The 12,919-nt window shown below is 41.3% G+C and carries 13 protein-coding genes; 4 read left to right on the top strand and 9 right to left on the bottom strand.

The window, feature by feature from the left end; all coding sequences use genetic code 11:
* The 6 genes from ECA1_RS05055 to ECA1_RS17775 all read right to left on the bottom strand — a co-directional run bounded on the left by ECA1_RS05055 (window position 1) and on the right by ECA1_RS17775 (window position 3,844).
* Window positions 1-843, bottom strand: coding sequence for a PRD domain-containing protein (locus tag ECA1_RS05055; protein ID WP_005230588.1), 843 nt, complete (start codon window positions 841-843; stop codon window positions 1-3).
* Window positions 844-1,149: 306 nt separating this feature from the next.
* Window positions 1,150-1,410: a metal-sensitive transcriptional regulator gene (locus tag ECA1_RS05050; RefSeq protein ID WP_005230585.1), complete on the bottom strand. Its 261-nt coding sequence runs from the start codon at window positions 1,408-1,410 to the stop codon at window positions 1,150-1,152.
* Window positions 1,407-1,706: a rhodanese-like domain-containing protein gene (locus ECA1_RS05045; RefSeq protein WP_060791880.1), complete on the bottom strand. Its 300-nt coding sequence runs from the start codon at window positions 1,704-1,706 to the stop codon at window positions 1,407-1,409. The genes ECA1_RS05050 and ECA1_RS05045 overlap by 4 nt, the downstream gene beginning before the upstream one ends.
* Window positions 1,699-3,357, bottom strand: coding sequence for an FAD-dependent oxidoreductase (locus ECA1_RS05040; RefSeq protein ID WP_005230581.1), 1,659 nt, complete (start codon window positions 3,355-3,357; stop codon window positions 1,699-1,701). The genes ECA1_RS05045 and ECA1_RS05040 overlap by 8 nt, the downstream gene beginning before the upstream one ends.
* Window positions 3,358-3,359: 2 nt before the next feature.
* Window positions 3,360-3,674, bottom strand: a complete 315-nt coding sequence (locus tag ECA1_RS05035; RefSeq protein ID WP_005230579.1) for a rhodanese-like domain-containing protein — start codon at window positions 3,672-3,674, stop codon at window positions 3,360-3,362.
* 47 nt (window positions 3,675-3,721) lie between these two features.
* On the bottom strand, window positions 3,722-3,844 hold the full coding sequence (locus ECA1_RS17775) for a hypothetical protein (RefSeq protein ID WP_255209316.1): 123 nt from the start codon (window positions 3,842-3,844) through the stop codon (window positions 3,722-3,724).
* 255 nt (window positions 3,845-4,099) lie between these two features.
* Here ECA1_RS17775 and ECA1_RS05030 point away from each other — a divergent pair, with 255 nt between their 5' ends.
* From ECA1_RS05030 to ECA1_RS05015, 4 genes are all read left to right on the top strand, one after another.
* Complete coding sequence (locus ECA1_RS05030; RefSeq protein WP_050759621.1) at window positions 4,100-4,573, top strand: DUF3955 domain-containing protein; 474 nt, start codon at window positions 4,100-4,102, stop codon at window positions 4,571-4,573.
* Between the two features lie 363 nt (window positions 4,574-4,936).
* Window positions 4,937-5,302 (top strand): DUF2512 family protein, encoded by a 366-nt coding sequence (locus ECA1_RS05025; protein ID WP_005230569.1) that lies wholly within the window; start codon window positions 4,937-4,939, stop codon window positions 5,300-5,302.
* A 242-nt stretch (window positions 5,303-5,544) separates the two neighbouring features.
* A complete protein-coding gene (locus ECA1_RS05020) occupies window positions 5,545-6,966 on the top strand; it encodes a cryptochrome/photolyase family protein (RefSeq protein WP_034869476.1) in 1,422 nt (473 codons plus the stop codon).
* A 421-nt stretch (window positions 6,967-7,387) separates the two neighbouring features.
* Window positions 7,388-7,777 carry a YxeA family protein gene (locus ECA1_RS05015; protein WP_005230565.1) on the top strand — a complete coding sequence of 130 codons (390 nt, stop codon included), beginning with the start codon at window positions 7,388-7,390 and terminating at the stop codon, window positions 7,775-7,777.
* A 296-nt stretch (window positions 7,778-8,073) separates the two neighbouring features.
* On the opposite strand, the gene ECA1_RS05010 is transcribed toward ECA1_RS05015, so the two are convergent.
* The 3 genes from ECA1_RS05010 to ECA1_RS05000 form a co-directional block, all read right to left on the bottom strand.
* Entirely contained in the window at window positions 8,074-9,522 is a 1,449-nt protein-coding gene (locus ECA1_RS05010) for an AcpB/EbpR/MafR family transcriptional regulator (protein ID WP_005230563.1), read from the bottom strand.
* A 538-nt stretch (window positions 9,523-10,060) separates the two neighbouring features.
* Entirely contained in the window at window positions 10,061-11,455 is a 1,395-nt protein-coding gene (gene gad / locus ECA1_RS05005) for a glutamate decarboxylase (RefSeq protein WP_005233215.1), read from the bottom strand.
* 29 nt (window positions 11,456-11,484) lie between these two features.
* Entirely contained in the window at window positions 11,485-12,894 is a 1,410-nt protein-coding gene (locus ECA1_RS05000) for an amino acid permease (RefSeq protein ID WP_005230559.1), read from the bottom strand.
* Between the last annotated feature and the right edge of the window lie 25 nt (window positions 12,895-12,919).

Below are 12,919 nucleotides of genomic sequence, written 5' to 3'. Positions count from 1 at the left end.
TCACTCCTCGTTTTGTGATAGTAATAGTCTATTAATATGAATAGCTAAATATGCAATTTCTTCTTCAGTGATTGGTTTCTCATAGATTTCTTCTAAAGTCCGTTTTATTCGCTGACTATAGGCCATCGGTTCTTGATACAGCGTAGAGACTGTCTTTATTAAAACTGCATCATTGTTTAACATCGTGTTCGTTAAATAGCGTTCTGCAAAAAATTTGGCATGTGTAACCAGACGCTCATAGTGCAGACTGTGGCTATCCAATTTTTTCTTCACCAACATTTGTACAGACTTTAAAATATTTGTCACGATTTTTGTGATTTGGATAGCATTAGCATGAATTGCTGAGCGACTATTACCGTTAATGATATGGAAAGTAATGTTCGCTGCTTCTTGTTCGTTCAAAGAAATACCAAGTGCTTTTTCAATAATGGCAACACCTTTTTGAGCAGCCTGAAATTCTTCAGGATAAAATCGTTTGAACTCCCAATACATTGAAGAAGTCATAATGACATTGTCTCTGATCCTCTCGACAGTAAAATAAATATGATCAGTCAGTGAAAAGAGTGTATTAGCAGATAACTCCGTATCTAGATATTTCTCCGCTTCTTGAATGACTTCATACGCTAGCTCGATATACTTTACAGGTACATTGTTCATAAACGTAATCAAGGACTCCATTCGATTATCTTCAATCGGAAGATAGAATTTAGAGATTTTCTCTTCCGAAATCAATTGACCTTTCTTTTGCCGATAACCGATACCCTTGCCAAAAGCAATAACATCTTTGTTGTCTTTCTCAACAATAATAACGTTTACATTCAAAACCTTCTTAATCAAATACATGTATTCTTCTCCTTCCTCCTTTCTAAGCGTAAAAAAAGGCATAATAAAATCAAATCTGCGAATCCTCGCAAAATTGATTTTATTATGCCTTGCCTGCCGTACAGTCACATACACATAAAAAAAATCATTATTTATTTCTTAAATTAATCATAGCATCCAAAAAAAGAAAACGCAATCATTTTTTTAATGTACAAAAAACCGCAAAATAGGTATTTCCCTTCTTTTGCGGTCAGCTTCGAATCTTCAAACTGGTTGACAATAAACTCTTTCAAATGAAAAAACGCGACAAACCTTTCAAAAATTCCGTTATTTCTTCACGATCAGCTGAACGGCTTGATCGATTTTCTGCTTTTGGGTTTCCGTGTCGCTGTCTGGATTTTCCAAACAATTTTTCAAATTCTCAGCGACAATGATCCCCATAATACGGTTAACACTGGAACTGACGGCGGACAATTGCGTGATGACATCGACGCATTCTTTCTCGTCTTCGATCATTTTTTGAATCCCCCGCAACTGGCCTTCGGTTCGTTTTAACCGATTCAAAATATCTTTGTTGCATGCGGTCATCGTTTGATTTCTCCTCTCCATGCTGACATGCCGCCGAGGACATTGGTCACTTGAAACCCTTGCTGGCTCAAAAACTCAGACGCCATTTGCGAACGAGCCCCTGAATGACAGATGACATAGTAGTTTTTATCCTTCTCTAAGTCGCTGATTTGTTCCGTAAGCTCGCTCAACGGTAGGTTTTGTGCTGTTTTGATGTGCCCTTGTGCAAACTCATCAACTTCTCTGACATCAAGGATCTCAAGCGGTTCACGTTTTTCTTTTTGGGTAAATTCGTCCATAGATATGGCTTTAATCATGAATAATCATCTCCGGCTTAATAGTATTATACAACGAAAAGGCACCATCGAGGTTTTGACAATTGATGCCCGCTTGTTTTAAGATGCGTTCGGCAATGTAGCTTCTCAATCCGCTATGACACGTAACGACATACGAAACGCTTGGATCCAATTCAGACAACCGATCCCTCAATTCATCTAACGGAATGTGGAGCGCCTGTTGAAAACGTCCATTATTGGCTAATTCCATCTCTGAACGAACATCCAACAACTGCTTACCGTTTTCTAAGGCATCCGTCAATTCGTGCCACTGAATATTCTCACTGATTCCTTCCGCCAGATTGATCGCTGCATAGCCAATCATATTCACTGGATCTTTGGCTGAGCCAAAAGGCGGTGCATAGGTGAATTCCAGTTCAGGCAAGTCAAAGATCGTTAAGTCGCCTTTGATCGCTGTTGCCAAAATATCGATCCGTTTATCGACCCCTTTGGTTCCGATGCCTTGCGCACCGTAGATTTTTCCAGTGTCAGCATCAAAAATCAGCTTCAAATAAATATCCGTCGCATCAGGATAATACCCAGCATGGTCTTTGCCTGAAAGATGAACCACCTGAGGATTTAGCCCCGCCAGTTTGGCGCTGCGCTCACTTAACCCTGTGGACGCTGCCGCAATATCGAATACGCGCACGATCGCCGTCCCGATACCGCCTTTGTTTTTGCGAGCCAGTCCTCCCAATACATCAGCAACTTGCCGACCTTGGCGATTGGCTGGTGACGCCAGGGAGATCAGCGTGTCTTCGTGGGTGATTTGTTGTTTCACAACGATGGCATCACCCACCGCGTAAATATCTTTCTTGCTGGTTTGGTATTGCTCATCTACTAGGATACCCCCCCGGTGTCCTAATTGGATACCAGCACGTTTCGCCAAATCCGTTTCTGGTTGGACACCAACCGAAAGAATCGTGACATCTGAAGCCAGGATCGTGCCATCTTCCAGAACGATTTCTTGCCCTGCTTTTTCAAAAGCGGTCGCTGACTGCGAGGTCAAAACTTTGACCCCTTGCTTGATCAATTCATTTTTGACATACGCAGCCATTTCTTCGTCCAAAGGTGGCAATACGTGGGGTGCTTTTTCTACGATCGTTACTTCGAGGCCTTTTTTATGTAAATTTTCAGCGACTTCTAAACCAATAAACCCAGCGCCAATGATCGTCGCTTTTTGAGGCTTTTTGTCTTCAAGATGCGCCATAATTTGGTCTAAGTCAGGAACATTGCGCAAAGAAAAGGCGTTGGTTGCTTCTTCTAGCCCTTTGATCGCTGGTACTAGCGGTTTTGCCCCCGGCGATAAAATCAACGCATCATAAGATTCCGTGAAGACCTGTTCGCCATATTTGACCGTGACCGTTTTCTCCTGCGGATCGATCGCCAGTACCTCATGAAAAGGCCGCACATCTAGGTTAAACCGTTTTTTTAATGCCTCAGGTGTTTGGACCAATAGGGCATCTCGCTCTTTGATCTCACCAGAAATAGCATACGGCAGCCCACAATTCGCAAAAGAGACAAAAGGACCTTTTTCAAAAACAATGATCTCCGCTGCTTCTTTAAGCCGACGTAAGCGCGTGGCTGCCGACATTCCCCCTGCTACCCCACCGACAATAACTATTTTTTCCATCATTACTTTCCTCCTTTGGTTGTTCCGCGCCATTGATTCATGCCGCCACGAACGTTGACCACATCAAAACCTTTTTTACTTAGGATTTTGGCTGCTTGTTTGCTTCGCATCCCCGATTGGCAAATGACTGCCAGCTTCTTGTCGCCTTTTTGAGTGAAGCCCGCAATCTTATTTAACGGTACATTTTTCGCATAGGCAATGTGCCCGCTGCGGTACTCCGCCGGCGTGCGTACATCCAGAACCGTCCATTCTTTGGCTCCTTCTTTTTGTAAATCTGCTGTTGACATACTTGGTATGCGTTTAAATAGTGAAAACATTTCTTGCTCCTTTCGTATACCCCTCGGGGTATATTAAACAAGATGTTTTACGATTTGTCAACTAAGTGAATTTCTTTAAGAAAAGAAACTTGCTGTTGCGCTATCCCCCACTCGATACTCTCGACAGCTGCCGGACAGCTACCGATCAAGCAGCGAAAGGCCTGAATCACACATTTCCCTCCCCTCGATCACAATGCTATAATAAAAGAAAAGATATATTGTAAAAATAACACACATCAAATCGTTTACTTAGCAGCTGATCGCTTTGATTATTAAAGATGATTGGCTCCCGCCCTAACCAAGAGCGGACAAAAAAGCGACGCAAGCACCACTTTCCCTTGATTTATCAAGCAGCAAGCCCTGCTTTCTTGGAACCAACGCGGGGTTCGACTATGCTTAAGTCACATCAGCGAAAGGAAGAAAAGATGGAATTTGGCGAAAAAATCAAAGAAGTACGCACAAGAAATAACTTGACCCAAGAACAATTTGCCACTCAACTACACGTGACGAGACAAGCCGTTTCGAACTGGGAAAACAATCGCAATCTACCAGATTTAGAAATGCTGATTGCCATCGCCACGATTTTTCAACTCTCGCTTGATGAATTGATTTTAGGAGGAACTCAAGTGAACAAGATCACTGAAAAACTAATCAAAGACGGCAGCGAGACCCGACGCGCCAAACTCAATTTGATCACTACCTTGATCGGAACATTTTTACTACTTTTCGGCTTTGCCTGCTTCTTCATCAAAGCTAGCTCCGTGGAATACATCGATCAATCCGGCATTTTACATGAAAATTTCTATCTAATCCCCCTAGGATTTTTGTTCCTATTGGCTAGTTTCGTAGTATTTGCAGGAACCGGGCTCAATTATTTTCGAGCTGTTAGAAGAAAATAAATAAGAAGAAGGCATAAAGCGACCCTCGAAAAGCAGATCAAAACCTGACTTTTGCGGGTCGCTTCATTTAAATTTCCTTGTTAAATTGTTTGACTCCAATAAATACTGTACCGATACTTTATCTCCTTACAAAAACCCCTCTATTCTTCTTTCGTTTCACAAATTAATCCCACTACTTATTCCTTAAAATGTTTAAACTATTCACGACCATTCGTCAAGTAATTATGCTTAAAATAGCATAAAAAACCATTCCAATCATTATTTTTGACACAAAAAAATGTCAGATGATAGCCTTGAAATAGAAGGTTATCTCTAAGATGACCTTCTTGCTTTTGGAATAAATAATAAAAAGGAGTGTATGAAATGAAACATCTAAAAGCGTTGGTTGTCAAAGCACTAATGATTTGGGCGATTTTGTGGATTGTGTTGTCAGGAATTTACGATGTCAGTTTTATGGACTCGACGATCGTCGGTGTGATCATTGTGGTGATGATCTATGTGCTAGGCGATTTGGTCATTTTGCGGAAGATCGGTAACATTGCGGCAACGATCGCAGATGCCGGCGCAGCAGCCCTTATCCTATGGCTGTATCTGACTTATATGGACTATACAAATGACATCTGGATGTTAGTATTGATCCCAGCAGTATTGATCGGTGCGGCAGAATGGTTCTTCCACATCTGGTTGTTAAAAGCAGACATCGTGCCAGATGAACGGAAAATAAAATAATTTTGTTGATTGCTAGAATCGAACGCAGACTCTTGTTCTGTGTTCGATTTTTTTTGTTTACAAGATCGGCTATTGAAAAGCGACGCATCTTCTTGTTCCATATGCTTTCTATAATCACGGACGCTTGCAAAGATTTCTGGTTAGCTGTTGCAATCGCCAAATTTGAATAAATCCCATCTTTCCTTTACTATAAACGAAATCCGATCGTTTTTTTGCACGGTTATACTATCAAGGAGGTTTGTATGGCAATTCATGTGATGTGGTTTAGAAAGGATCTACGCTTAGAGGACAACACGGCACTTACTGAGGCGCTTGCGTCTCTTCAAGCAAACGACCAATTGTTGTGTGTGTTTCATCTCAATGACAAGCAGTTTCTCCCCGATGCACCAAGCCATGATTACTTTTTTAGCGCGGTTGCTCACTTTATCGAGGCTGCCAAAAAGCAAAATCTGACGATCCACCTCTTGACGGGGACTTTGACAGAAGCCTTTGATCAGTTGTTCGCTTGCTATCCAGAATGGAGCCAGCTTTACTTCAACTTTGATAACCGTGGATATGGTCGTAAACGCGATCTCTACATAACAGAATTGGTCGAGCAAAAAGGCATCACCGTTCATTCTTTTGAAGACCATCATCTGCATCAACCAACGGAAGTCACCAAAGAGGATGGGACATACTACAAAAAATTTACGCCCTATTATAAGAAATGGATCCAGTTGCCCAAACCGGTGTATCAAAAGCATGCCCTTGATTTTGAAAAAGCCGCTCATTTTAATGATGCCCCTCACTTCAAAGCAGGGACAATGCTGCTAGCTGAGCTGATAAAAAATAGAAAGACTGATTTCTCAACGATCGTTGGGGAAGACTATGCGCATAAGCAATTGCAGGCATTTGTGCAAAAGCGTTTGGCTGCCTATGAAAAAGACCGTGATATCCCTTCAATCAAAGGAACCAGTCGTCTATCCCCTTTCTTGTCTTTTGGACAAATCTCTATTCGGAAGGTTTGGGCCGCTTGCCAAGAAATGCCATCCAGCACTGGCAAAGCGACCTTTTTAAAAGAACTGGCTTGGCGAGATTTTTATCATATGATCTACTTCACTCATCCAGAACAAAAAAACTATGAACTCATTGAGAAATATCGAAACATGGATTGGCAAAAAGATGAAGAGGCGCTAAACAAATGGCAAGCAGGACAAACCGGCTATCCGATCATTGATGCCGCGATGCGGCAGCTGAATCAGACCGGTTGGATGCATAACCGTCTACGGATGATCGTCGCTTCCTTTCTAACCAAAGATTTACTGATCGATTGGCGGCAAGGAGAAGCCTATTTTGCTCGACAATTGATCGACTACGACGCTGCCAGCAATATCGGCGGCTGGCAGTGGGCAGCTTCGACCGGCACCGATGCAGTTCCTTACTTTCGAATTTTCAACCCCATCACTCAGGGGAAAAAATTCGACAAAGATGGGACGTTCATCAAACAATTTGTTCCCGAACTCGCCCAGTTGCCACTAAAATTCGTCCACGAACCTTACCTGATGACTAACCAAGAACAAGCCGACCTACAAATAGTTTTAGGCACCGACTATCCGTTGCCTATAGTCGACCATAACGAAGCCAGGAAAAGAGCCCTCGATTTGTATAGTAAAATCGAACCATAAAAAGCTGCCATGGACTGCTCTCAAGCATTTTCGGTAGAAAAAAACCAGCAAAGACGGTCTCTTACGGAGCGTCTTTGCTGGTTTTTTATGAAACTGGTGCGCCCTCTTTCGCCTTTCTATAGTGAAAAAACAAACGGCACGTCTCATCAAGCTGTCTGTTGCTGGGCATACATAAAAGAAGCATTTTCCATGCTGTGTTTTTTAATTAAGGTCTTGTTGTCTACTTCCCCTCTTATTTCTAGTCGCTCTAAGCAACAATCCCCTGACAATTTATAGATTGAACCCTTTACTAGCGGCGTTCCCTGCTTTTTCACGACTGGCTAGTAACGTTTCTCCTTGCAAAACTGTTCGTCTGATGAAAGGTCATCTATAGAACCATTCTGTTATAATAGCTCCATATTTGAGGATAAGGATGGTTTATATGAAAAAAATAATCGGATTCATCTTAGTCGTACTTTTAGGGTTTGTCGGATACAAAGGCTATGAATATTATCAATCCACCTACTCAGGACAAACAGCTTACGCGTATGTCCCGTCTGAGATTCCGCCTAAGGTCCAACACGAAAGTAAGAGCGGCATCGGCGACCAGTCTCCCTGGTATTCTTACGATTACACATTAGACTTTGTAAAAGAAGATGGCAGCACCCAAACCCTTGAGGTTTCATTATCAGAAGATAACGCAAAACCCTTAACACCAAATTCTTATGTAAAAGCGGTGATCAGTGAAAAGCGTACAATAAAAGGCCCGAATGGCGTTGAAAAAGACGCAATTCCCAAAAAGATTCTAGAGAGATTAGAAAATCAGAACTAACGATGCCAGACCCACATCTCTATGTGGGTCTTTTTTTACATCCTTCCAAAATCAGCATTTTGAATCCCTTCTATTATTTTCACGCTTGATGTCTTCTGCTCTGTTGCGATACGTTATACAAGGATACTGGGCACATTTATCTAGCAGAAAGCTGCTTGACTGATCCCTGTTTTCATTCCGTCATCCATGATAAGAGCAATTCAAGCTCCTTTTCCTTCTCATCCTTTGCAGATAATTGAAAAAGCAGCGAATCACCTATCCGTTGACTCACTGCTTTTTAACTAACAAGTAATGGCTCACACCACAAAAGAATGGTACTTAGAGTAAGCAATTTGATCGACGATCGCAGAAACCTGATTGACATCTAAATCGGCACCGATGGCAGTCACTTGATAAAATTGACCATAATTGTTGCCAAGTTGAGGGACACGGGCGTTTGAAATCAGCAAATCGTATTCTTCCTCATTGTTATAAGGAGAAATAGTCACATTTTGTTTCCCTTTTAGTTCATTTTTTAACAAGTAAATGGAAGCATCTGCCAAAAGACTAGAGCCCATATTTAAGACCCCGATCCGTACCCGATATTCCTCTTTCGGTGATAACAGATAGATTAAAAAGACCAGACGTTTCTTGAGGTAGTTGAGTTTCGTGGGCGTAAACAAGTTGGTTGGTGCAATGATGTGTTGCAGGATGTCTGTAATCACTTGATCTCGCAAGGAATTGTGAAACAGCTTGTGGTAATAATTCAAGGTGACTCTGTCAATGGAGTAATTTACCCCATGAAAGTAATAGACTTGTGCGATCAAGGAGAAGACACTGGCTTTAATATCGATCGTCGTATGCGAGGCTTCAAGACAATAAATGGACTGGATCGCTGCCATGACTTCATCGGTAATCTCAAAGACAGGATTTTTATTGGTATACAGCCCTAAGCGAAGCTCCTCGTAAGGAATTCCTCCTACCGTAACGAGAAAAAGACAGATAAAGAAGGGGACGATCTTGGCTTCGTCTACTGAACAGATGCTTTTTTTCGACACATAGGCTTGTCGAATAAAGCGACAAATCGGCATTTCTTGGCAGCGATTGATTTTGATTTGTTCCTCCGGACTTAAGCTTCCCAAGGTTGTGTGAGGCGTGACTTTTTTCATGATCACAAATAGCCAGATCTTCAACTGCTTTTGTTGCGCAATCGAGAGGGTTATTTTTTTCGCTAGCTCCGCCACTAGGTCATCGATCAAGACAGAGTCGATCGCTGTTTCCCCCATTTTTAAAAAATTATAGTAAAAATAAATGCGTTGCGTCATCGTTCCCGCTAGCTTTTTGTTCTTTATCTTTAATTCAAAATGCTGCAGCAGCTGATTGCACTCTGCAATCACACGATTCAGTGTCCCGACGCTTATTTTTAATTCATCAGCTAATACGAAAGCATCATAGCCTGCATGTTGAAACAAATAATGGATGATTTGATATTTTACAGATTTTTTCAATAACGTGTCGGTCAAATCATCCAATGAGACGCTGTCGTTTACTTGCAGATCAAGGGTATAACGGTTGATTGCAAAAGAGACCTTCTCATTTTTTAGTTGTTGCTGAAGATTTTCTGATAGTTTCGTCAAGGTTGGCATCGTAATATCTAATTCCCGACAAGCATCACTTTTTTTGATATGACCAGTCGATAAATACAAGAATTTGAGCAAGATATACTCCAATTTCAAGTCTTTATCCAGTAAGTCTTCTTTATACATGACTGTTTTTCCTCCTGTGTAAATCCTTATTCTTTTCGAATAGTTACAATCAATTTACAGAAAAAGATAGCAGTACATTTCCTATGAAACAAACAAATGCAGTAAAAACATGCCCTTTCTACACATACTTTTCCTTCACTTACTCCCCAAATAAACCAAAACGAACGAACAAAAATGCGCCCTGCCAGACGAACTTTCCTCAGAATTTTCTCGCGACAATGTTCTCGGATTTTCTTTTTGCATATGTAAAACATGCTTCTCTAAAAAAATATATTTAGACCATAATAATTAATACTATCACAAGCCAGAAATGTCAATAAATGAAATTATCAAGCGCCATTTTTTTACTTACTCTTAAAAAATGACACTATCAAGTGCTTACCCGTTCTTATAAACAAAAAAAATCAAAGGCAGTCGATGCAACCGCCTTTGATTTTTCTATAAACCAATGTTCATTCAGTCTTGCAAAAAAAGTTTCATAAAGGGACTTTTTATTCATTGAAAAAAACAATGAAAGGGTTTCTAGCGATACCGTTTCTTAATGTGAAAAGCCATAGGTTTGATCGGATGAAACATGACGGCTTGGTCGCTTGTTCAAGCGCTCGATTCCTTCTTTCATGTCTTGCACCAGATCCATTGCCATTTGCATACTTAAATCTGCCCGGCAAACAAAGCGTTGGATATTGATATGTGATAGATTATCAGGTAATGGATAGGTAGGGACTTGCCAGCCTTTCATCGCAAATTCATCCGTCAAATCATACAGATTCCAAGAAATATCGGCATCTTCTTTTAATTTGTAGCAGACGATCGGCAACCGTGAACCATCATTATAAATATCGAAGTAACCCATGTTTTCAATCTCTTTTGCTAAATATTGGGCAACATCGCTGGTCTTTTTGTGGATCAAGCGGTAGCCTTCAAACCCATTGCGGATAAAGGTGTAATATTGTCCGATGATTTGGCTGGCGCTTCTTGAAAAGTTGATGGCCATCGTTGGCATTTCACCGCCAAGATAACTTACTTTAAAGACCAACTCTTCTGGTAAGAAATCTTTTTCTTTCCAAAGCACCCAACCGATACCAGGGTAGACTAACCCATATTTATGTCCAGACGTACTGATGGAACGAACGTTTTTCAAACGGAAATCCCATTCAAGTTCTGGTTCCATAAATGGCGTGTACAATCCCCCACTAGCCGCATCCACGTGGATGTAGACTTTGTAGTCGGTGTGTTTGTTGTATTCCTCTAATTTCTTGTCTAGTGCTTTGATATCATCGTATCGTCCAGTGTAAGTGATTCCTAAAATACCAACGACCCCGATCGTATATTCATCTAAATAGTCCGTGACCTTTTCAACATTAATGCTGCCATGTTCTTCATCGATAGGGATCGTTCGCATTTCAATGTCCCAGTAGACACAGAATTTTTCCCAAACGACTTGATAGGCAGAAGAAATCACTAAGTTTGGTTTTTGTTTATTGATATCTAAGCCAAGTTTTTTTGCCCGATTGCGCCAAGCAAATTTTAAGGCCAATCCACCTAACATACACGCTTCACTTGAGCCTACCGTTGATGTACCGATAAAATCGGACGCTTCTGGGGCATGCCATAAATCAGCGATCATATTGACACAGCGGTTTTCAATTTCTGCTGTCCGTGGGTACTCGGTTTTATCGATGGCGTTTTTATCAAGGGTTTCACTCATAATTTTGACTGCTTCTGGTTCCATGTAGGTTTGACAGAACGTCGCCAAATTTTGTCTTGAGACCCCTTCATCGATCAATTGATCTTTGACTAATTCATAGGCATCCCGCGGTACCAAGGACTCTTTTGGTAATTTGTACATAGGGATCGCTTGATCCATTGCCTCATTCCCATAGATAGGCTCCAAATATTGGGCTTCTTTTCGATTTTTTTTACTAAATAACATGCAGCTCTCCTCCTCATAGGTTGTGCTTTTTATTTTTTATCGCTTGCTTTTTCACCTACATATTTATAGATGACAAACGGTATCACGACAATAATCAGCCAACTGATGATCAAGATGGCTAAATAGGTTCCGCCCTTTCCGGTGCCGATATCGCTCGGTGGAAAGAAGGAAATAAAGAAAGAAAAAATAGAAACAAGCAAACCAACCATCGCAACACCAATTTTCACATTTTTCCCACCAGGAATATGATACGTTCTTGTTAAGTCGTCTTTTTCTTTGACTAATTTAATATAGGAAAGAAACAAGAGGACATAAGCCACCAGATAGATGCAGACCGTCAACGCCATCGCAACGAAGAAGGATAGATTGGCGCCTCCACCGCCTAATGTCAAGACAACCGCCCAAATGGAAACAATGATGCCTTGTACCAAAACGATATTGATTGGGACATTGTGTTGATTGACTTTGGCCATTTGTTTTGGCAGCAAGCCATTTTCAGCTGCTTCAAGCATCGCAGTCGATGGGCCGACCACCCAAGCAGCAATTTCTGCAATGACACCTAAACAGATGACCACGGCAATCAAACGAACCAGCCATTCTCCGCCGCCAAAATGATGGATCAAATAAGAATAGGCTTGAATCACGCCAGTATCAAGAGACAATTGATTTTGGGGAATCGTGGCAGCCACCGTTGCCCCACCTAACGTATCCAAAAGAATCGTTGCTACAACTAAAATCAAAATAGCTTTCGGGTAATTCTTTCCAGGATTGTCCATATCTTTTACGTGACTGGCAGAAGATTCAACCCCTGCATAGGCTAAAATAAAGGAAACAAAAACGACCAGCGTATTGATTTTCGTGAAATCAGGAATCCAAGCGCCTGATCCAAAAGAAACTTTGACGGGATTCCCTTGAGCAATGTAGACAATTCCTAAGATAAAAAGAATGATCCCTGTTGCGACGATCCCCACAAAGAACCCTACTTTGGCAATCTTCGCAGTATTTTTTGTTCCGCCAAATTGCGAGATCGTGATCAGCCAAAAGATCACTAAAGTGGCAATCAGCTTCAGCCAAACATTCGTATTAAGAGCCGGCCAATTTAGGGCATAGGAAAGCGCCCCGACAATAAAGTAAATCATCGTAATAAAGCCTACCGTGATTTGGAACCATTGGAAGAAAATGGCAGCAAAGCCCCATTTTCTCCCTAATGTTTTTGAGACCCAGGTATAGAGTCCCCCTTTTTCCCATCCCTTTACAGTAGCCATCTCCGCAGAGCAAAGGGCTACAGGGATAAACCAGAGGAAACCGCCGACGAGTAAATAAAAAACTAAATTCATCTTCGATGTCGCAAAGGTTGGATACTCATATACCGTCATCACCATTGAAGCAGTTATTGCAAAAAAACTCAACAATGATAGTTTTTTCTTGCTAGTATCCATTTTTTTTACCTCCTATCGTTAGATA

The sequence above is a fragment of the Enterococcus casseliflavus NBRC 100478 genome (assembly GCF_001544095.1).
GTDB classification, from domain to species: Bacteria; Bacillota; Bacilli; order Lactobacillales; family Enterococcaceae; genus Enterococcus_D; species Enterococcus_D casseliflavus.
Note: the sequence above shows the minus strand (reverse complement) of the source record. Positions and strands in the feature narration are given on the sequence as shown.